Genomic DNA, 21,649 nt, shown 5'->3' on the forward strand with positions numbered 1-21,649 from the left:
AGAATGTGCTCTAGAGTGATTTTTTATTTCTCTTATTTTTATTATTGAGCTGTTATGAAACACAGCTACTTTGAATAAATGGCTTCGAGCAGTAGTGGAGCTTTGAAATTGGTCGTTAGCCATGAACAAGCAAGCGATGTGAAATACGGATAGTTGGCGGCTAGCCATACTAACCGTTTGAAGCTCGCTAGGTGAGGGAAGAAAAGTGTAGCAACGTTGCTGTCGCAACCTTGAACTATATCTCTAAGTCGCTTTGCTCCTAGAGCTATAGCTGCTCGAACCGATGCCATGGCTTTTCAACGACCAGATTTCAAAAGCAGAACGAATGCTCTTTTTTACCATTTATTAAAAAATTTTTTTCGTGACCACTATGGCATAGCGGTCTATTTATAATATTGTCTAAAGACCGTCACCACCAGGGCAGCTCCCAGGAAGAGTAGCATAGCTATTAAGAGGTTAGCTCCTAAGCCTAGGCCTTGGTAGAGGGAAGCGCCCATGACACTGGCCCCCATAATGGAGAGATCAAAGACCGTGGTTTGAATGGACATGGCCACGTCATGGCCCTTGTCCACTTGGCGAATCACCGAATTCTGTAAGAGAGAAGAAATGGGGCCAAAACTCATCCCCCAAAGTACCATGGCTCCTAGTCCAAGGACCGGGTGGCCAGAGAGGACTAGGAAAACAAACATGGCGATAGCTCCCGCTAAGAGGGCCCCTTGCATTAAATGCTTCAAGTGACTGTCAATAAAGCGGGCCACAATCCAAACCGCTAGGAGGGCACCGACCCCAAAGAAGATTTGAGAGCTTTGCAGGGCCAGACCCAGGCGATCACTAATCAATTGAATATAAACATAGACACTATATTCAGCCATCACCATCAAGAAGACCACTAAGATAGCTACCCGGAAACCCGGTTTCTTCAAGACATCAGTCGGTTTAACCCGGCTGTCACTTGCTTGTCCCGGAATCGAAGGAAGAAGCCGCCAAGCCAATAAGCCTAAGACAAGAAAAGCTAGTGCAGTGGCTAAAAAGGCGATCCGCCAACCAGCGACTTGACCTAAACGCGTCCACAGGGGCAAGCCAAGCGAAATCCCAATCGGTGACCCCGCCAGAGCAATGGTCCCGGCCTTACCGCGGTTTTCACTGGACACCATGTCCATAGCATAAGGGCCCAACATGGACCAAAATGTCCCGGCACTGGCCCCACCGATCAAACGTCCCATAAAGGCCAAAGGAAAGTTAGGGGCCAAGAAAACCAGGAAATTCGACAAGGCAAAGCCGCAGGTTAACACGAGTAAGAGGGGTCGGCGGTTGAACTTGGTCACCACCTGGGTCATCGGAATCGCTAAGAGCCCAGCGGGTAAGGCATAGCCTCCCACCAAGTAAGACACCGTCCCATAATCAACTCCCAGGTCATCCCCCATTTGCACTAAGAGGCCGGAAGGTAATAATTCCGAAATAATAGCTAATAAAACTAGCCCCAGCATCACCATCAAGGGCAGCCAGGGCAAGCCTTGCTGTTCTGTATCTGTTTTCATCAATTCACAACCTTTCTCAATCTTTTCCAATAAAAAATCCTGCCGCCCGCATGCAGGATCTTAATAAAAAAGTAGGACAAGAGCGTGCAAGAAAAGTTCAACACTCTCCCCTAATAATCGCCTAACGTATCTTATCGTCAGCAAAGTGGGTGTCAGACAAGTCCACTAAGAAATAATCGTAACGTTTAAACTCAGCTTGGGGATTATTGAGGTCCACGGGATCATCCCAAGTCGTATCGACCCCCAGCCACTGCCCATTAACTTGGACCAAGTTCCAGGCGTGGTCGATGGGCTGGTTCTTGTCGGCGTGTTGATAGGCAATGCCGGTCCGAGCCAGTGACTTGACCCCACTCTCATCACACATAATCTGGAAGAGACCAGCATAAGCCTGGCAAACCCCAGTGCCTTGGGAGAGGATACAGGCCGGCGAATAAATCGAGACACCTTGGACATCATTGCCCTCACCTAGGTGGTAGTGGGCCTTGTCAATAATGGCATCATGGATGAGACGAACCTTTTCATGGTCGCTCTTGCCCTGGATCTGACTGGCAAAGTTGCGGGCATAGTCACGGATGGCCTGGTCAGCAGCAGCGTCATGGTGGAGGCGGAAGGTCAATAAGACCTTCAACTTACCGGGACTGGCCTGGTAGGAATAGGCATTGGCATAGTCCAGGACAATCCCGTAATAAGTCCCATACAAGTCTTGGCGCAAACGCTCAAAGAGGTCTGAGCCACTGGCTTGGGGAGAAGTCACGTCAACCACAAATTGATAGCTCCCCTGCTCTAATTGCCTTTGGACAATTGGCAGGAGGTCGGCATAATCAGCTTCCTTAATCTGGCCAGCCAGGGGGGCCTCTTTAAATTGCTGGATGACTTCCTGCTTAGACGGCGCTTGAGGCCGGCCCTTCTGCTGAGAAATCTTCCCTGGCTGGTCCTTACTAGGAGCTGCCTGACTCTCTTCTTGAGAAGCCGATTCGACCGGCTTAGTTTCACTTTCTTCTATGACTTGGTTAGTCACTTCTTCTTGATCAACCAGCTGGTCTTCTACCCAGTTGAGGGCTTGCTTATGGTCACAGCCCCACAAAAAAAGCAGCATGCTGAAAAACAGGCCGAAAACTTGTCTCTTTTTCATACATACCACCCCATTATAACTTAGTAAAACTGTAAGGCTTATTCTTGTGAGTCAGGTTCTTCAGGAATGATCAAGGCCATCAATAAGTACAGCCAAAAACCGACTGACCCTCCTAAGAAAAGGGCAACGAAGATGATGCGGAAGATAACGGGATCCACATTGAAATACTCTCCCAAACCACCACATACCCCTAAAAAGGTACGGTCATACTTTTTACGATATAAACGTTTTCCATGAAAATCCATCCTTCTAGCTCCTTTCACAGGCTATCCTGCCTTCTAGATACCTTTATTATACCCTAAACGTCAGCAATTCTCATGTCTAAGCGCCAGTTAGGACCAGCTTTTAAACTTTTTAATGAGTAAGCACTCAATAAGGAGCTTTCCCTATTCTACCGTAAAAAGACTTCAGATTCACGGTGCTTTTCCCTCCAGTTGCTATAGCTGTTCGAAGCGTCAGCGAGTTACAGATATAGTATGCGTAGCGGTTTCGTCCTTTGTTGTGACTGTCGCACTCTAGCCAAAACGTGCTCCAAGCGCGAGGTGAGCTCCATTTCAGAAGTCCTTGTAAATCCTCTTTGAGGATTTTCGACGTACTTCTTCCAATGGTCTCCCCTCTTCTTGCGCTTGTCGCACTCTAATGCAAACGTGCTCGCTGACAAAAGTGAACTCCGCTTCAGAAATATTTGGCAATCCTTTTCAAGGATTACCGCATATTTCTTCCAGCGTTTCACTTTTTTGTCGTCAGCTCGCACTCTAGTCCAAACGTGTTCCAAAAGGCAGCCCTGACGTCCGCTTCACTAAAGGTCGACGAATTCTCTATGAGAATTCTTTCGCCCTTTAGCTCCAGCGGTTCAGGGCTCTAGCGGCGTCCTCACATCCTTACAGTCGAGTTCGGAAGGGTGAGGGGATGTCCTTTCAGAAAAGTTGAACGATCAGCAAGCTGATCTTATCATCTTTTCCTCCAAGGAATCGCCCTCCCTGATCCTTCCTCACATCCTTTTCAAACCTGCTCCAGTCACAGGACGAACGTCCACTTCAAAAACTGCCAACGCTCAGCTCTGCTGAGCTTATGACAGTTTTCTCCAGTGGTTTCGTCCTTTGTTATGACTGTCGCACTCTAATGCTTATCAAAGAATCGTTTTAATATTCTTGCTAGGATCCACCAGCCTAGGGCGGAGATGATTAGGGCGAAGACCCAGGAAAAGCGGCTTTGGACGAAGGGGAGGTCCATATTCATCCCGTAAAAACCGGTCACAATGGTGGGCACGGTAAGCAGGATGGAGAGGACGGTCAAGATCCGCATGGTCTCGTTCAAGTTATTGTTCAAGACGTTGTTATAGGTGTCGGAGAGGCGATCGAGGATTTGCCAGGACAGTTCCGTCATTTCCACGAGCTGCTTGGCTTCAATGACCGCGTCGTCTAATTCCTCAATATCAATCCCATCCAAGCGTTTAAAAAGCGAAGGTGAGCGGAATTGTTCCAAGAGAATTTCATTTTGCCGAGCCCCGGTACGGAAATAGGCAATCCCGGTTTCTAAGTCCGACAGGTTGAAGAGGTTCTTGCGAGTCGTTCGGGTCCGTAATTCCTTGGTTAAGAGGTTACGCTCCCGGTCCATCTCCTCCACCAAGGGAAAGTATTCCTTAACAATCAAAAAAAGACTAGAGAAGAGGAACTTATACAGCCCTTCATCCGAGTGGCGGTGGATATAATGCTTCATCAGCTGGATAACATAATCATTATCCTCATGGGCAAAGGTTAAGAGGACATTGTTGCGAATGATAAGGGTCATCGGCAAGGTTTCATAATGGTAGTTCACCTTCTTCTTATTGGCAATATTAAAAATAATCAGCAAGGTATCGGTATCATCATCGTACTCCAAGCGGGCCCGTTCATTCTTGTCGCTGGCATAGGCCAACATTTCTTCACTGATCCCGTAAGTATTCCCAATCTCGAGGAGGTCGTCTAAATCATCCACCGGTAAATTAATCCAGGTAAAACGTTCATCCACTGGTCCATATTCCTTCACTTTTGCCATGGTCTCACTTCTTTCCTCACTTTTTTAGCTATCATTGCCCCACTATTGTAGCACTGAGCCGAGCCTAAAGCTCCTATTAACACTAAAATAGGCTTTTTATTTATCCTTAAAGCGCTTCCAAATTTAACTTGTTTTCTCTCCCTACATATTGTAAAATCGGTAAGGGAATTCCCTATATATAGTTTGCTTACGTCTTAATCTAGGGAATCGAAAAAGCAACCCTTAATAAATTTTTTATAGAAAGGTATAGCTATGAATAAAAAATTATTAAAATTCATCGTCCTTTGCTCTTCTAGCTTGACCCTCTTTTTAGCAGGCTGCCAAGCTGGCGGCGACAGTAAAAACCAGGGCCAAGCCAGTCAAGACAGCTACCAAGTTGGCCAAAGCCTGGTTGCTGCTGACCTGGACCCCTTAAGTTCAAGTTGGTCCTTGGCCAGTCACGGGGTCGCTGAATATGTATACCAACAAAACCCAGACGGCAACCTCTACTCCCGCTATATCGCTGAACTTAACCATGTCGATGCCAATACCTGGCAAGCAACCACAAAAAACGAAGCCAAATTTGCGGATGGCAGTGTCGTTGATGCTCCAGCTTTAGCGGAATGCTTAAACGAGATCCAAGAAAAGAACCCGCTGGCGAATGCCACAGCTGGTAAGATGACCTTTACCGCCGATGATGATAGCCATCTCACCATTACCACCGAACGTCCTACCCAAGTCATGGACTCCGTTCTCGGCGAGTGGACCAATGTGGTCTACAAACGTGACGGCGACCAAGTCATCTACTCCGGCCCTTACCAAGCTAAGAACTTACAATCCGAAGAAAAATTAGACTTGGAACCTAACCCCAACTACCCCGACGCTGACCAAAGAAAAGCGGTCACTATTACCGCCTTTAACGATGAAGCAGCCATGAAGTCGGCCTTCCAATCCGGGGAATTGGACTTAATCGCACCAATTTCACCTAACTTAAAGGAACAACTGGACAAGGCCGGGCAAAAGACCCAGTCCTATGACGCGGGTTACCAATACTTTGCCCTAGTTAACATCCAAAGGCCTCTATTCAAAGAAGCTAAGATGCGAGAGGCGCTTGATTTAGCCTTGAACCGAGAAGACTACCTCAAAGCCCTTAAAGGCGGACGGCTTCCAAGCGGCCTCTTTGCAGATATTTACTCCTTTAACGCCGATGTCCCCCTAGAACATGACACTGAAAAGGCCGAAGCACTTCTCGATGAACTCGGCTGGAAGAAAAATGACCAAGGCCAACGGGAAAAGGACGGCCAAGCCTTAGAACTTAATGTGGCTACCCTGTCCTTCCGTCAAGACTTGGTAACCATTGGTCAAATTCTCTCTTCCCAACTCAATCCGCTGGGTATCAAGGTCAATGTTCAAGCCTTAGACAATGCTGAAGATGTGAAGACCGGGTCTCCTTATGACCTCTTACTTTACAGCCAACACACCGCTCCATCGGGTGAGCCAAGTTACTTCCTCAACCAATTCTTTAGAAGTGACGGATCCAACAACCGCTTTGACTATAGCAATCCGGAAGTAGACCAAGAACTTGACCAATTAGGCCAAGAAGCTGACAGTGAAAAAAGAGATGAAATCGCTAAGTCCATCCAAGAAAAAATCATTAATGACCGCCCTATAATCCGTCTGGTCGACCCAGAATGGCATGCGGGGATTGGCACTGACTTAGGCGACTACCAACTCTATTGTGGTGACTACTACATTGTTAATCCTTCCTTAGGCGTTAATAAATAGGGAAAACTTACACACCGAAAAGACGTAAGCAAGATTTGAAGGAGGTAAGTATGAAGTTAAAAACGCTAGCCAAAGCTCTGGGCTTGCTCTTTTTAATGAGTCTCTTTGCCTTTTTCATCGCGCGCTTAATCCCGGGGGACCCGGCGACGCTCTACTTAGAATCTAAGCAGCTCGCCCCTAGCCCCGAGAATATCCGCCTGGTGAATGAGGAGTTTGGTTTAGATCGTTCTTTACTGGTCCAATATTTCCATTGGGTCAGTCATTTCATCACTGGCGATTGGGGAACTTCCTTCTATTCTAGTCAACCCATTCGTCAAGAAATACTCAACCGCCTACCGGCTTCTTTAACAGTCGGCTTGGGCGGGCTCTTATTAGCGATGCTGGGAAGCTTTTATTTAGGCTTCCTAGCATCGCTTCGTTCTAATGGTTTCTGGGACAAGCTGAGCCGAGGCCTATCCCTAGTCTCCCAGGCCATTCCTAGTTTTATTTTAATCATTGTCTTTATCCAAATTACCAGTGTCCGTCTCCAATGGTTCAAGTTCTACACCGAAGAAAGTCCCTGGGCCATTGTCTTTGCCCTAGTCGTGGTGGCCCTCTACCAAATCGGCCCCCTCTCTCGGATCGTCTGCCGCCACTTTGAAACGACTCAGAAGGAAACCTATATCAAGGCCTTAATCTTACGGGGTTACCCCTTAAGGACTGCCCTGGCTAAGTATGGCTGGCAGGAGTCCTTGTATGGCTTACTGGCTGCCTCCCTGGCCCAAATGAGTTGGGTCATCGGAGGAACGGCCGTGGTGGAGTATTCCTTTGGAGTGGCTGGAATCTCCAATTACCTGGTCCACAGCATGCAGCGGCGCGACTACCTAGTCATCCAGTCCTATATTATGATTGTGGGCTTGTGGATGCTAGTGGTCCAAGTAATCTTCCACTACTTAATGAAGCACCTCAGAAAGGAGACCAGCTATGTCAGCTAAGCAAAAAATCTTAACTGGAAGTCTCCTGCTCATATTAGTGGTATTTTTACTGATTCCCTCACCGGATTATTTCCAAACTGATATGGCTAATATCTTAGCCCCGGTCTCTTCGGCTCATTGGCTAGGGACCGACCACTTGGGCCGGGATGTTTTGGCCTTGATGCAGGCAGGGGCTTTGCGTACCTTGACGGTAGTAGCGGTTGGTGGGAGTCTTTCCTTAATCTTAGGGACGACTTTGGGCATTGTTGCCGGCTATTACGGTGGCTATTGGAAGAAAACTATCCTGCTCTTCGCCCAAGCTCTCTTGATTTTACCTAGCTTCATTATGGCCTTAATTATTACCGCCTTAATTGGACTCACCCCCATGAGCGCAGGTATTGTCTTAGGGATCGGGGCCATGGGGAATTATATCTTCCAGGTTTCCGCCCTCACCGAGGAATTGAAGGAAGAGGAATTTATTATTACCCTGAAGAAACTAGGTCTTTCCAATTATGCCCTGATCAGGGACCACCTGGCCAAAAATTTACAGCCCTACATCTTAACCAATCTGGCCAACCGCTTGAGTGGGATGGTCTTATCCTATGCCAGCCTGGCTTTTATCGGGCTGGGGACGGACATTGTCCAACCCGACTGGGGGACCCTACTCTATGACTACCGACTTTATGTCTTCGAGCGTCCCCTCCTAGTTCTTGCTCCCACTTTGGCCATTTTTATCCTGGCCCTACTCTTCCAAGCCCTGTTTGACCGTCAGGCCGTCTTAGAAAGGTGATGACTCATGGATTCAAAACCCCTATTAAGCATTAAAGCCCTTCAAGTGGCCATCCAAGGGCAAACTTATGTCAAGGACCTGTCCCTTGATGTCTATCCCGGTGAACGATTAGGACTAGTAGGCCCTTCTGGCGCCGGTAAGAGTCTTACCGTTAAGGCCATCATGAACTTCCAAGACCAAGTCCAGGTCAAGGGTCACATCTACTACCAAGGCTTGGGTGACATTGTTGACCTGTCGCCTAAAGACCGCCAACAAGCCTTGCCCCAGGAAATTGCAGTTATTCAACAAGAGGCCCTCGACAGTCTCAACCCCCACTATGATATTGGCTTTCAGTTGGAACTAATCATGAAACAATTTCAATCCCAAGTCGACAAAGCCGACTACCCGGCTGTCTTTGACCGGGTCTTAAAGCAAGTCAACCTCCATCATGCTGACCAGGTCCTAGCCAGCAAACCGGCCCAACTGTCAGGGGGGATGAAGCAGCGGATTGTCATTGCCATGGCCCTCTTACAGAAACCCCGGCTGATTCTGGCTGATGAACCCACTACCGCCTTGGACCAGGTCAACCAAGAAACTTTTATCGACTTGATCAAGTCGGTGAGCCAAGCAGAAAACATTGCGGTGCTCTTTATCAGTCATAACTTAGAACTGGTTAGCCAACTCTGCAACCGCTTGGTCATTATTGACCAGGGTCAAGATATTGAGACCAACAGCGCCCAAGCCATCTTCAAGCGTCCCCAAGCGCCCACTACCCAACGCTTGGTGGAGAGCGTGGCCTACCGGAAAGCGGCCAGTCAGGACTTTGTTAGCCAAATGCCCCAAGGCCAAGCACCGGTCTTAAAAACTCAGGGTCTTAGCCTCCACTATCCCGGCGCAGACAAGCCGGTCCTCCAAGAAGTCAACCTAGACCTCTATCCCGGGGAATTTGTCGGCTTGGTGGGCGAATCCGGTTCAGGCAAGTCCAGCCTGGCAAAGTTACTGACTGGTCTCTATCCTCAAAGTCAAGGAGAGATTATTTTTAAGGGTCGAACCTTAGAAGGTCAGTCTCTAGGCGATTTCCAAGCCATCCAAATGATCTTTCAAAACCCCTACCAGGCCTTTGACTCCCATTACCGGATGGGGGAGAATTTAAGGGAAATCTATCAGATCCCCTCGATCAAAGCCAAGTATCCTTCTCAGGAAGCTTTTGAGGCCAAGTTAAAGGAACTGGCCCAGCGGCTCAAACTTGACCAGAACCTCATGACCAAGTCGCCCAAACAGCTGTCAGGCGGACAAGGTCAACGTTTTGCGATTTTACGGATTCTCCTGGCCCAACCCGACGTCATCATCGCTGATGAAATTCTCTCTGCCTTAGACTGGGAGATCGCCCTAGAGCTGATTGACCTGCTCAAGGACCTGCAAAAGGACCAAGACTTCGCCATGCTCTTTATTTCCCATGACCTAGCCATGGTGAAGATCCTCTGCCAACGCATCTACCAGATCCAAGCCGGGCGACTCAGTCAACTGTAAAATGAAATCAACAAAAAACATCCCTCCCCATCCAGACTAATTAGCCCGGACGAAGAGGGATGTTTTATTTTATAGTTCTTTACCTGTCTTGTTACTAGCTAAAGGCAAACTAAGCCTCGCTCTTTTGATTTGGGTGACTTTCCAAGTAAACCGCTAGGATAGACACATCAGCAGGGTTGACTCCAGATACCCGGCTGGCTTGGGCCAGGGTCCGGGGTTCAATGGTGGATAGGCGGTCTTTAGCCTCTGTAGCTAGGCCTTCGATTTGACTGTAGTCAATATCTTCTGGGATCAACTTGCCTTCCATTTTCCGCAGGCGTTTGACTTGTTTTTGAGCCTTTTCAATGTAGCCGGCATACTTAATGGCAATGGCCACTTCTTCGTAGACCTTATGGCCCAAGTCTTTATCGCCAGGAGCAAATTTCAAGATATCCTCAATTGAAAGTTCCGGCCGGCGTAAGAGTTCAGAAGCCAGGATACCGTCTTTCAAGCGAGCAGACCCCTTAGATTCTAGATAGTCTTGGAGTTCATCAGTCGGTTTCAGACGGGTATGTTCCAAGCGGTCCAATTCTTCATTGACTGCCGCTTGGTGGGCCTTAAAGGCTTGGTAGCGGTCTTCAGTCACCAAACCCATTTCATAGCCCTTCTCCGTCAGGCGCCAGTCAGCATTATCGTGGCGGAGCAGGAGACGATATTCGGCCCGAGAAGTCAAGAGGCGGTAAGGCTCGGTCGTTCCCTTGGTGACCAAGTCATCCACTAAGACACCAATGTAAGCTTCATCACGGCCCAGGATAAAGGCTTCCTTGCCTTGGATTTTTAAAACGGCGTTAATCCCGGCATAGAGCCCTTGACCGGCCGCTTCTTCATAACCAGAAGTCCCATTGGTTTGCCCAGCGGTATAGAGGTTTTCAATCTTCTTGGTTTCAAAGGTAGCCTTTAACTGGCTAGGACGGACCACATCATACTCAATGGCATAACCATCGCGGATGATTTGGGCCTTTTCCATGCCAGTAATGGAATGAACCATTTCGATTTGGACATCTTCAGGCAGGGAGGTTGACAAGCCTTGCAGGTAGATTTCCTCATTGTCCCGGCCTTCTGGTTCCAAGAAAAGTTGGTGTTTGGGCTTATCCGCAAAGCGGACAATCTTGTCTTCAATGGAAGGACAATAACGAGCCCCGACTCCTTCAACAATCCCGGTAAACATCGGCGCCCGGTCCAAGTTAGCTCGGATCAGGTCATGGGTCTTACTGTTGGTGAAGGTTAAATGGCAAGGCACTTGTTCACTCACGGGTAAATAATCTTCATCCGGAGTCATAAAACTAAAGTGGTTGGCTGCTTCACTGCCAGGTTGGACTTCCATCTTAGAGAAGTCGACGGTCTTCTTATCAACCCGAGGCGGGGTACCAGTCTTAAAGCGGGTAATGTCGAAGCCATATTTTTCGGCCAGATTTTTGGTTAAATGGAGGGCCGGTTGAGAGTTATTCGGACCGGCAGAATATTTGAGTTCGCCGATAATAATTTCTCCCCGGGCACTGGTTCCCATGGTCAGAATCGTCGCCTTAGACCGGTAGAGAGCCCCAGTTTGGGTAATCACACCCCGGCAGACCCCATCTTCTACCACCAGGTCATCGACAATGCCTTGGCGGAGGGTCAAGCCTTCCTGTCTTTCCACGGTCCGGCGCATTTCCCGGGCATAGGCTTCCTTGTCTGCTTGGGCCCGCAAGGCGCGAACAGCTGGTCCCTTACCGGTGTTTAGCATCCGCATTTGAATGTAGGTCTTATCAATATTCTTACCCATTTCGCCACCCAGGGCATCGATTTCTCTGACCACAACCCCCTTGGCTGGTCCTCCGATCGAAGGATTACATGGCATAAAGGCCACCATATTCACATCAATGGTCATCAATAGGGTTTCCATCCCCATCCGGGCGCTGGCTAAGGCCGCTTCACAGCCCGCGTGGCCCGCGCCGACCACAATGACATCATAACTTCCCGCTTCAAAAGTTTGCATTCATCCTCTTCCTTCCTCAATCAAGTCGTTCTTCTTATCTTCTGCTAGTGGTATCCATTTTCCTTAACTAGGCAGTAGTCACTTTATAAGCACTAAAAAAGTGTCCACTCCGCCCCCTAAAACAGGACGGATAGACACTTTGACTGTCTAATTATTTAATTTCCTGACAGATTATAGCAGGAAAAGTGGTATTTGTAAAATAGGGGAAGGGGGAAATTAAGGCTTATTTAATCTTTCAAGACAATTCCCAATAGGTTTTCTAGAACTACACTGAGCATTCCAGCTACTGGGAAGATGATCCAGGACCGGCCCCAGTCCTCAGTCCAGAAACTATAACCCAGGTAGAGGGCCAGGACCAAGGGCCAATAAATTTCCATATAGCGGTCAATTTTAGCGTCCACTTCCCGGTCTCCAGTACTTTCGATCAATTCCTCATCTTGCAAGAGGTAGCGGAAGGTGTTTCTGCGACTAATCACCTTGACCAGCTGGTAAACGCCCAATGCCACGATGAGAATAGTCAGACCAAAGCCCAGGGCGAGGGCAGTATTTTCTTCCCTAATCGATCCCCATAAGAGCGGGATGGCCGCCAAGATACAGAGCATAATGCCTAATATTAAGCCCCGCTGGTAGGCGGCTTGGTAACGTTTAAGTCCTTCGCTAGCCAGGCCACTGACCCCATAAGCCGGGGTGAATTGACCTTCACAAATGAATTGGTAGGCCTTTAAGACTTGACTATTCTTTACAAACAGGGCTACGGCAATGGCGACAATGGCCAAAGTCAAAGAGACCCCAAGAATGGAAATTTGCCCTTGAACATAAAACCAGCCCTGGCCTTCACTCAAAATCCCCATCACGGTGACGGGAATCCCGGCTAGGATACAGAGAAAGACCCCGAGTGCCAACTTATGGGCCCCTTTAAAGCGGGCAGCGATAAAAGCATTGGCCTCCTCAACCGATAATTTGGGAAGGGCGACTGCGTCCACCGGGGCATCGTCACCATCACTATAGTCCACCTGGTCTATTTCGTCTTTAATCAGGTAATCAGTAGTTACCCCAAAAATCCGAGCCAGGTCCAATATTTTCTCTAAATCAGGAATGGCTTCGGCCCGCTCCCATTTAGAAATCGATTGCCGGGAAACATTTAATTGTTGGGCCAGTTCTTCTTGAGACCAGCCCGCCTGTTTTCTTAAATATAAAATCTTGTCAGCTAAAATCATGCCAACCACTTCCTTTCAATGAAAGATCCATTATTTATTATTGAAAGCGGTCGACGCCTACCCCTTTCTTTGTCTTAATTATAGGTGATTTGCCTGGGGGCAGCTAGCACCAGTCCGGATCATTGACGCAACCAGGAGTTGCAAGCCCGTCAAATCAAGCTTTTTAAGCTGGATGAGAGTGAAAACATTAAATAAAAATTTTTTAGCAAAGAGTCTTGATGAGTATTTCTTGCGCTTTAAAATCTTACTTGCTAAGAATTAGAGCAAGTCTTGAAAGCAAATTTAGCCATAAAAATCCCCTACTTTCACTTCGATAAATCAAAGTAGGGGTTCTCTGCTTGATAATAGCTATTCAAATATTTTAGAAAGTGTGTATAGACTACTTTCCTAAGCAGAATTGGCTAAAGAGTTTGGTAATCAATTCATCCGGTGCATTTTCGCCGGTGATTTCACCGAGAAATTCAAAGGCCCGGTTAAAGTCGATTTGGATCAAATCAACGGGAGTCCCCATACCAATGGCCGCCTTAGCTTCCCCAATGGCTTGGCTGGCCTTTTGGAGGAGGTCAATATGGCGAGTGTTGGACACATAAGTAGCATCCCGGTCGCCTGTTCGCCCCGAGAAGAAGAGCTGAGAAATTCTTTCTTCCAAGTCATCCACCCCTTGGTCTTGAGTAATCGAGGTTTTGATGATCTCTTCCTGACCAGCATAGTCAGCCAGGTCGTCAAAGCTCAAGGCTGGATCCAAGTCGGTCTTATTGAGGAGGATAATCCGGGTGGAGTCCTTGGTCATGGTTAAGAGTTCCCGGTCCATATCCGTTAAGGCTTCGCTTTGGTTGAGGATTAAGAGCACCAGGTCGGCTTCTTCCATGGCCTTGCGACTGCGTTCTACCCCAATCTTTTCGACCACATCTTCAGTATCACGAATTCCCGCCGTATCCACCAACTTCAAAGGCACCCCCCGTAAGTTGACATATTCTTCAATGGTGTCCCGGGTGGTCCCTTCAATATCGGTCACAATAGCCTTATCTTCACGTAAGAGGTGGTTCAAGAGACTGGATTTGCCCACATTAGGCCGGCCAATAATGGCGGTTTCGATCCCATCACGGAGGATCTTGCCTTGCTTGGCGGTTTGCAGTAAGTTTTGCAATTCAGCTTGAATAGCATCAGCGGTTTGGTCTAAGAGTTCTAGGGTCATTTCCTCTTCTTCGTATTCCGGATAGTCAATATTGACCTCCACTTGGACCATGGCATCGGAAATCTTGTCCCTTAAGGTTGAAATCTTGGTCGACAATTTTCCGTCTAATTGCTTCATGGCTTGGTCCATGGACCGGTCTGTCTTGGAGCGGATCATGTCTTGGACCGCTTCTGCTTGGGTCAAATCAATCCGACCGTTGAGAAAGGCCCGCTTGGTAAATTCACCCGGTTCCGCAAGTCGGGCTCCTTCTCGTAAGACCAACTGCAGGATCCGGTCAGTAGCTACCATCCCCCCATGGCAGTTAATTTCCACAATATCTTCGCGGGTATAGGTCTTAGGCGCACGCAGGACTGTAACCATGACCTCATCCATTTCTTGCTCGCTTTGGGGATCAACAATATGGCCATAGTGGATGGTATGGGAATCCTGGTTGGCCAATTGCTTGGTACCCATTTGGTAGACGGTATCGGCAATAGCTAGGGCTTGGTCCCCGGACAAGCGCACAATTCCAATCGCGCCTTCCCCCGGTGCCGTTGAAATCGCAGCAATGGTATCAAAACCTTCAGTAAACATGGCATTACTCCTCTTCAAAACATGTTTAAATTCAATAAAAAAGTGCCTTTTCTGCCTAGTTTTTGCTTGCAGAAACGACACTTTGACTGTCTGAATAATTTATTTTCTTAATAACTACACCAGCATTATAAGGGCTTTGGACCTAAAAGTAAACTATTAGCGTCCAATTTCTGCCTCCGATAGTCGTCCTTACTCGTCTAGCAGTCGAACTTGCCAAGGAAGTTCTAGGCCAATGCTTTCCATAAAGGCTTCGGACTTAAAGACCGCCTCACTGTCCCCTTGAACTACGATACCCTTGTCAGCGATGGCCAAGTATTGGTCACAGAGCTGGTAGAGAAAGGCCATATCATGGCTTGAGATCAAGAAACGGTGGCCTTCCTTAACCAAATCTTGAATGATTTTAGTCAGGTCCTTGACCCCTGCTGGGTCTAGCCCCACAGTCGGTTCATCCAAGAGAATCATGGCCGGTTGAATCACCAAAATCCCCGCCAGGGCTACCCGTTTCTTTTGCCCATAGGACAAGGTTTGAATGGGACGGCTGGCCAAGTGATCGATTGCCAGGGCCTTGAGGGCACTCGCCACTCGGTCTTTAATTTCAACCGGGTCGCGCTTTAAATTATGGAGGGCAAAGGCCACATCGTCTTGAACCGTGGGATAGAAGAGTTGTTGGTTAGGGTCTTGAAAGACCATATTGACCGCTTGACGAAGTTGGTAGAGGTCCTTCTTCTTATAGGAGAGGGGTTGGCCTTGGAAGAGCACCATCCCTTTCTCCACCGGAATCAGACCAGTTAGGATCCGCATCAGGGTGGTCTTTCCGGTCCCATTAGCCCCCATCAGACCGATCACCTGGCCCTTGGAAAAATCATAGGAAATATCTTCAAATACAGTATGCCCTTGGTAGGCAAAAGATAGGTGTTTGACACTTAACATAATTTCTTCCTCACTTATTATTTTGTAAGCCTACAAATCCTTATACCCTAGCCATTTTTAGCCCCATTTTAGTAGATTAAACTAATCCAGGTAAAATTCATCCTGGTAGAGTTTCAAATCTAAGGTGTCAGTCATTTCCGTAAATCGATACAAAGATCGCTCTAAGACTACCTTAGCCAGTAAGGCCAAAGAATGGATAGACACTCTAGGGTGGGAGTAGCCATAGCGCAAATTTTGGGCCTGGTAGACCACCACTACATCATCTAAGAGGACAAAGATAAAGCGATACATCAAAAGGACCAGTTCAATCACCACATAGGGGATATGGGCTTGCTTCATCAATTGTAAGATCTGCTTTAAAGGCGTGGTCAAGGTAAAGAAAAAAGTCACCGTGATCGCCGTCAGTGCTCTAATGATTAGGGTCAGAGTATAGGAAAGCTGACCACTTAACAGCCCCAGGTAATAATCCCCTAAGGGTAGCGACCAGGAGAAAAGGGCAGGCTCTTGGCTAACAGACACCAACAAGGCTAGGCTAGAAAAGGCCAGAAACAAAACCGGACCAATGTATAGGTTTAAATAAGTGCGAAATCTAATCGGTACCAGGTAGAGGGTGAGGGCCATAATCAAAAGGGTATAAACCACTTCTAAGCTATTCCAGCCCGAAAAGGCCACTAGAATTCCCAAGAGCCAAAAGACAAATTTAAACTTGCCGGACTTCTTGGCCCACTTGGATTGATAAGTATAACGATCAATCCCCATAACATCACACCTTTTCACTAATCATTTGCTTTTTAAAAGAAGCTGGGCACAGAACCTCAGCTTCTTTATTGAGAATACACTTAACTGGTTTATTTTTTACCTTGGTCTAAGCCCTTGTTCTTACCTAAATAGTATCCAACGATCCCACAAATAATCCCGGTCCCAATACTACCTTGTAAGGTAAAGAGTAAGCTTTCAATTTCACCGGAAGCCGGTTCAAAGATGGGTTCAAACCAAGGGGTATAGGATTCGTCTAATTCCCCAATCAATTCTTCAGCCCCACCATCGGAACCTTCGTATTCACCATCAATGGTAAACAAGGGGATAAACATAATTAATAGGGCTAATAAGATGAGTAATAAATTTTTCTTTTTCATCTATTTCTTCACCTCTTTCAAGACGGTGTCGTTGATCATATTCACCATTACCACGGAAAGTAGCCCTTCAACAATAGCTAGAGGAATTTGGGTAATCATAAAGACCCCCATAAATTTCATAGCTGCCGCAAAGATCCCTAAGGCAGGGTCAGGGTGAGCCAGAGCCAATTGGAAGGAGGTGGTCATATAGGTGGCCAAGTCAGCTAAGGCTGCACAGAGGAAAATATTGACACTACTTGGTAGGTTGATTTTTTCGCCTAAACGGTAAACGGCATAACCAACAAATGGTCCGACAACCGCCATCGAGAAAGCATTGGCACCCAGTGTGGTTAAACCACCGTGAGCTAGGAAGAGGGCTTGGAATAAGAGGCAGATCGTCCCTAAAACGCTAATCACCCCAGGACCAAATAAATAGGTCCCCACACCGACACCCGTAGGATGGGAGGTTGACCCAGTCACGGATGGAATTTTTAAGGAAGATAGGATAAAGATAAAGGCACCACTGAGGGCTAATAAGACCTTATTTTTACTATCCTTTTTGACGCTTTCCTTAATTTGGTAAACCCCATAGCAGAAGAAGGGAATGAAAATCGCAAACCAAATGATTACCCATTTCAGTGGCAAATAACCCTCCATAATGTGCATGGCGTGGGCTGGTTCAGAAAAGGCCACTAATAAAAACAAGAAAGCCGCTAGAAATAACTTTAGGGCTTGACTTTTAGATAAATGCATTAAAAATTTCTCCTTTTTGATACACTAAAATGCCTAACAATAACAACCCCCATGGGAAAAAAGGTCAGAAATAAGCGGACTAGTCGCAAAAGCCTTGACCCCCAAGTCCTTGTGAAAGGTGCTGGTCATCCTCCCAGCAATGGTCACTCATGAAACTAGTCCTGAACTTATTTTCTTTACGCAATGTGGCTCGGCGAAGTCACTGCCTTACCCAAGATCTTGTAGCTACGCGAAAATTATACCCCAGATCTAGGCTACTTGCAATATTTTTCACAAGATTAGAAGGATTCTAAAGACAAATAAACTTTATGTTCTCTTAAAATAAAGCAACCTTCTAACCGGTTCATTTTTTAGAATTCTTCTAGGCTATTGATAGGACAAGGACAGGCTTTGTGCTATGATAGAAGTAATAAAATTTAGGAGGAATTTCATCTATGGATGACAGTTTTCTTGTCAGCATTATCATCTTTTTTGTTTGTGTAATCTTATCGGCCTACTTCTCATCATCAGAAACGGCCTTCACCTCAGCTTCTTCGATTCGTTTACAGAATGAAGCGGAATTGGGGGACGACCGCGCTAAACAGGCCCTAGACCTACAAAATCAATTTGATTCCTTATTATCGACGATTTTAATCGGTAATAACTTCGTTAATATTGCTGCTTCTTCCATTGCGACAGTGATCTTTATGGAGTTGATTCCTGAATACGGCGCCACCATTGCCACGGTCTTTACCACAGTGACCCTCTTGCTCTTCTCAGAAATCACCCCCAAACTGATCGCCAAGATTGTCCCTGAACCCTTTGCCAAGTTCTCAACCCCCTACCTACGGGCTATCATGTGGCTCTTCAAGCCCCTCGTCTGGTTAGTTAACCAATGGCAAAAAATGGTCCAACACTTCTTTCCCTTGGAAGCCCAAGAAGGCATTAGTGAAGAAGAATTGCTGTCCATGGTGGATGAAGCCCGGGTCGGCGGTAGTATTGAACATGACGAACAACGTTTAGTCAAGGCCGCTATCCGCTTCGATGACCGAGAAGTCTCCGCCATCATTACCCCACGGATCGATGTTGAAGCCATCGATGTGTCGGACAGTGACCAAGAAATTGAAGCGATCTTTGAAAACCAACCCTATTCCCGGCTCTTAGTCTATGAAGAAGACATCGACAATGTCCTCGGTGTCCTCCACGAACGCGACTTCAACCGCTATTTACGGGAAAAATTCAAACATCCTGAGAAAAAGATTCTCTTAAACAGTCTGCTACTGGATACCTTTTCCATCCCACAAAATATGAAACTGGCCACCCTCTTGCGGCAAATGCAAGCCAAACAAATTCATATGGCCGTGGTCCGCGATGAACACGGCGGCATGATAGGGATCGTCACCATGGAAGACGTCTTAGAAGAATTGGTCGGTGAGATTTGGGACGAGGACGATGTGGTCACCCAAGATATTGAAACCATCGAAGCCGGTCAACACTATGTCTTCAGCGGCGGTTGTGCCATTGAAAAAAGCCAACCCCTCCTCCAACTCCCGCTCAAAGAAGCTAACCTCTACCACACCATTAACGGTTTTGCTACCCACTACCTGGGTAAGCTGCCGGAACTCGGCGACCACTTTGCGGTCGGGGCCTGGGTCTTTGAAGTGGTTGAAGAGGACAAACAAAGAGTTGGCAAGTTAGATGCCAAACGCCTCCCCGAAGATGAAGTCGTTGGCCAAGCCGCTCAATATGAAGAAAGTGACCACGACAAAGAAGAATAATTAAGAGATTTGTTAGTTTCTTCCCAGTTTGTTCACAAGTTCTTCACAATTATCCTTTACTATAAAAGCGTAGTAAATAGATACATTATTTCTATCTTTCTCCTCCCATTATAGAAAGACTAGAACAAAAGACGCCTGAACGCGTCTTTTTTATTGCCTAAAATCAAAAAGAGCTAGTTCGCTGCCAAGGCCCAAGTTGAGGCCAGGTTAAGCGACTAGCTCTTTTTCTTATCTTTTTTACAGCGATTTCGTCCTTTGTTGTGACTGTCGCACTCTTTACTTAGTTGAGTTCGGAAGGGGGAGGGGATGTCCTTTCAGAAAAGTTGAACGACCAGCAAGTTGAGTTCGAACGCCAGCCTTGAAGTTGCTTCAGAAAATTCCAACGCACAGTCGTGCTGTGCTTTTGGTATTTTCCTCCAGCAATTCAAGTCTCTGACGGCGTCCTCACATCCTTATTTCTGATCTTATCATCTTTTCTTCCAAGGAATCTCCCTCACTGATCCTTCCTCACATCCTTACCAAACCTGTTCCAAGCGCAAGGCAAGCGTCCACTTCAGAAAAGGGCGACGAGTCTGGGACAAAAGTCTGCGAACTCTAAAACTAAAAGAGAATCTACAAATTACTTAAGCGTGATTTGTAGATTCTCTTATTTTATTGCTTTTATTTTGCTATATTTTTTCAAATTATTGGCCATGAAGGCCAATCCAACATCAGTTTTAACCCTTGTTTTCCCTCTGAGGTTAAATCGAGTGAACCCTAAAATAGCCTTTATCTGGCCAAAAACTGGTTCAACGTCAATTTTCCGTTTGGAAAAGAGCTTAGATCCTTCTTCAGATAAAAGCTTCTGTGTTTCTATATTCTTTAATTCCTGATAGTTTTTATTATAGTAAAGCGCCTTTTGCGGCGCATTTTTTGGGTCCAAAGGCTTATAAACCTGAATTTCAGAAATATAACCACTCATTTTATTTTTTCGTTTTTGGAGATGACTAAAGAAATAAACCGTGCCGTCAGGATGTGTAAAAGTATTACTTTGCTTATCGTAACTCCAATTATCCATATTTTTAGCTGATTTTTTATGTTTCTTTTTCTGCTCTTTATCAAACCGATTATATTTAATCAAATGGTTAATTTTATGGTTATCTAAATAAGTAAGGTTTTCTTCGCTACCATAACCAGCATCAGCTATAATGCATTTCGGGAAATTAGGAAAACTTTCAACAAAGGGTTGTAAAGTCCGCGTGTCCGTCGGATTGTGGAAAATATCATAATGAAGGACAAACTGGTTTTCAGTCGCTACTTGGATATTGTATCCCGCTTTCAATTGCCCATTCATCATATGATCATCTTTCATTCGCATGAACGTAGCATCAGGATCTGTTTTTGAATAGCTGTTTCTTCCGTTAAATGTTTCAAACTGTTTGGCATACTTTTGTTTGCGGGGTAGAAAATCTTTACTCACTTTACGGTAATGTTTTTTCAAACGACGACGTTCTTGTTTACGTTGATCTGGCCCTTTTACAGGAGTTTCCTCAATATCTTCAGTGAGTTTATCGATTTCATCCTTAAGAACTTTAGATATCTCTTGAAGCATATTTTCTTCTAGATCTAAATTTTCATCATATTGGATGCCAGCATCAACCATCGGTTGAATTTCATTAAAGTAATATTCACGTGAAGTCACTTTTAATTGCTCTGCATATTTTTCAGTTGCCTTTTTCCAAACAAAAGAATATTTATTGGCATTCGCTTCAATTTTAGTTCCATCTATAAAGCAATTTTCTAAATGAATTAATTTCTCTAACTTTAACTGAGTGGTAAACTCAACGAATAAATTTTCTAATAAACATCTACAATTTTCTGAGGAACGGAAGCGATTAATCGTTCGATAGCTAATAACTTGTTGAGCGACTAGCCACTGCATGGGTATATTTTCAACCATTAATTCTTCTATTTTTCTTCCACTAAATACGCCTTTACTATAAGCATATAAAAGCGCCATAATTAAAGGTTTTGGATGATAGGCAGGACGTCCGTCCTGGGTACTGAAGCTTTCAAAATGTTTTTCATCCAGAGATTCAATAAAATTATAGATTGAAAATACAATATGATCTGGATCGATACATGCAGATAATTCTAGTGGAAGTGTTGTTTGATTCATGTTATATTGTATGTACACAAGAAGCACCCCTTAATCTTTAGTGTGGTTACTAATATTATAGCAGGGTGCTTTTTTTATACCTAATTTTAAGTAAAAGGGATAAGAAATTAGTGAAAGCTAACTTCTTATCCCTTTTTATTTCGAGGCTTTTGTCCCAGCCTCTTACGCCCTTTTCTTCCAGTGGTCTTGCCTTCTGGTGCGCTTGTCGCACTCT

Annotated in this window: 17 protein-coding genes; 5 read left to right on the plus strand and 12 right to left on the minus strand. The window is 46.0% G+C overall.

What is annotated here, in order from left to right:
- Nucleotides 1–383 precede the first annotated feature (383 nt).
- The 4 genes from DBT50_RS09390 to DBT50_RS09405 all read right to left on the minus strand — a co-directional run bounded on the left by DBT50_RS09390 (nt 384) and on the right by DBT50_RS09405 (nt 4,707).
- Nucleotides 384–1,538 carry an MFS transporter gene (locus DBT50_RS09390; RefSeq protein WP_111853434.1) on the minus strand — a complete coding sequence of 385 codons (1,155 nt, stop codon included), beginning with the start codon at nt 1,536–1,538 and terminating at the stop codon, nt 384–386.
- A gap of 121 nt (nt 1,539–1,659) precedes the next feature.
- Entirely contained in the window at nt 1,660–2,670 is a 1,011-nt protein-coding gene (locus tag DBT50_RS09395; protein WP_111852302.1) for a transglutaminase domain-containing protein, read from the minus strand.
- A gap of 38 nt (nt 2,671–2,708) precedes the next feature.
- Nucleotides 2,709–2,915, minus strand: coding sequence for a PspC domain-containing protein (locus DBT50_RS09400; protein WP_111822088.1), 207 nt, complete (start codon nt 2,913–2,915; stop codon nt 2,709–2,711).
- Between the two features lie 874 nt (nt 2,916–3,789).
- Nucleotides 3,790–4,707, minus strand: coding sequence for a magnesium transporter CorA family protein (locus DBT50_RS09405; protein ID WP_070558764.1), 918 nt, complete (start codon nt 4,705–4,707; stop codon nt 3,790–3,792).
- Between the two features lie 252 nt (nt 4,708–4,959).
- Between DBT50_RS09405 and DBT50_RS09410 the strand changes: the two genes are divergently transcribed.
- From DBT50_RS09410 to DBT50_RS09425, 4 genes are read left to right on the plus strand one after another with little or no spacing between them, the layout of a single operon-like run.
- Nucleotides 4,960–6,471 (plus strand): ABC transporter substrate-binding protein, encoded by a 1,512-nt coding sequence (locus DBT50_RS09410; RefSeq protein ID WP_111852303.1) that lies wholly within the window; start codon nt 4,960–4,962, stop codon nt 6,469–6,471.
- A gap of 50 nt (nt 6,472–6,521) precedes the next feature.
- The gene (locus DBT50_RS09415; RefSeq protein WP_111852304.1) at nt 6,522–7,445 is read left to right on the plus strand and encodes an ABC transporter permease; all 924 of its coding nucleotides are present in this window, start codon (nt 6,522–6,524) and stop codon (nt 7,443–7,445) included.
- Nucleotides 7,435–8,214: an ABC transporter permease gene (locus DBT50_RS09420; protein WP_111852305.1), complete on the plus strand. Its 780-nt coding sequence runs from the start codon at nt 7,435–7,437 to the stop codon at nt 8,212–8,214. Before DBT50_RS09415 ends, DBT50_RS09420 begins: the two co-directional genes overlap by 11 nt.
- 6 nt (nt 8,215–8,220) lie before the next feature.
- Entirely contained in the window at nt 8,221–9,723 is a 1,503-nt protein-coding gene (locus DBT50_RS09425; RefSeq protein ID WP_111852306.1) for an ABC transporter ATP-binding protein, read from the plus strand.
- Nucleotides 9,724–9,832: 109 nt separating this feature from the next.
- Here the strand turns inward: DBT50_RS09425 and mnmG are convergent, their stop codons facing one another.
- The 7 genes from mnmG to DBT50_RS09460 all read right to left on the minus strand — a co-directional run bounded on the left by mnmG (nt 9,833) and on the right by DBT50_RS09460 (nt 17,520).
- On the minus strand, nt 9,833–11,737 hold the full coding sequence (mnmG, locus tag DBT50_RS09430) for a tRNA uridine-5-carboxymethylaminomethyl(34) synthesis enzyme MnmG (protein WP_111852307.1): 1,905 nt from the start codon (nt 11,735–11,737) through the stop codon (nt 9,833–9,835).
- A gap of 227 nt (nt 11,738–11,964) precedes the next feature.
- Nucleotides 11,965–12,954, minus strand: a complete 990-nt coding sequence (locus DBT50_RS09435) for a helix-turn-helix domain-containing protein (RefSeq protein WP_111852308.1) — start codon at nt 12,952–12,954, stop codon at nt 11,965–11,967.
- A 379-nt stretch (nt 12,955–13,333) separates the two neighbouring features.
- The gene (mnmE, locus tag DBT50_RS09440) at nt 13,334–14,722 is read right to left on the minus strand and encodes a tRNA uridine-5-carboxymethylaminomethyl(34) synthesis GTPase MnmE (protein ID WP_111852309.1); all 1,389 of its coding nucleotides are present in this window, start codon (nt 14,720–14,722) and stop codon (nt 13,334–13,336) included.
- A gap of 189 nt (nt 14,723–14,911) precedes the next feature.
- Nucleotides 14,912–15,652, minus strand: a complete 741-nt coding sequence (locus DBT50_RS09445; RefSeq protein WP_111852310.1) for an energy-coupling factor ABC transporter ATP-binding protein — start codon at nt 15,650–15,652, stop codon at nt 14,912–14,914.
- 81 nt (nt 15,653–15,733) lie between these two features.
- Nucleotides 15,734–16,411 carry a cobalt ECF transporter T component CbiQ gene (gene cbiQ / locus DBT50_RS09450; RefSeq protein WP_111852311.1) on the minus strand — a complete coding sequence of 226 codons (678 nt, stop codon included), beginning with the start codon at nt 16,409–16,411 and terminating at the stop codon, nt 15,734–15,736.
- A gap of 89 nt (nt 16,412–16,500) precedes the next feature.
- Nucleotides 16,501–16,788, minus strand: a complete 288-nt coding sequence (locus tag DBT50_RS09455) for an energy-coupling factor ABC transporter substrate-binding protein (protein WP_064293029.1) — start codon at nt 16,786–16,788, stop codon at nt 16,501–16,503.
- Nucleotides 16,789–17,520, minus strand: a complete 732-nt coding sequence (locus DBT50_RS09460) for an energy-coupling factor ABC transporter permease (RefSeq protein WP_064293030.1) — start codon at nt 17,518–17,520, stop codon at nt 16,789–16,791.
- 434 nt (nt 17,521–17,954) lie between these two features.
- Between DBT50_RS09460 and DBT50_RS09465 the strand changes: the two genes are divergently transcribed.
- Nucleotides 17,955–19,277: an HlyC/CorC family transporter gene (locus DBT50_RS09465; RefSeq protein ID WP_111853435.1), complete on the plus strand. Its 1,323-nt coding sequence runs from the start codon at nt 17,955–17,957 to the stop codon at nt 19,275–19,277.
- A gap of 646 nt (nt 19,278–19,923) precedes the next feature.
- Here the strand turns inward: DBT50_RS09465 and DBT50_RS09470 are convergent.
- On the minus strand, nt 19,924–21,453 hold the full coding sequence (locus tag DBT50_RS09470) for an IS1182 family transposase (protein WP_285935969.1): 1,530 nt from the start codon (nt 21,451–21,453) through the stop codon (nt 19,924–19,926).
- Nucleotides 21,454–21,649: the final 196 nt, after the last annotated feature.

This window comes from Aerococcus tenax (assembly GCF_003286645.3).
Lineage (GTDB): Bacteria > Bacillota > Bacilli > Lactobacillales > Aerococcaceae > Aerococcus > Aerococcus tenax.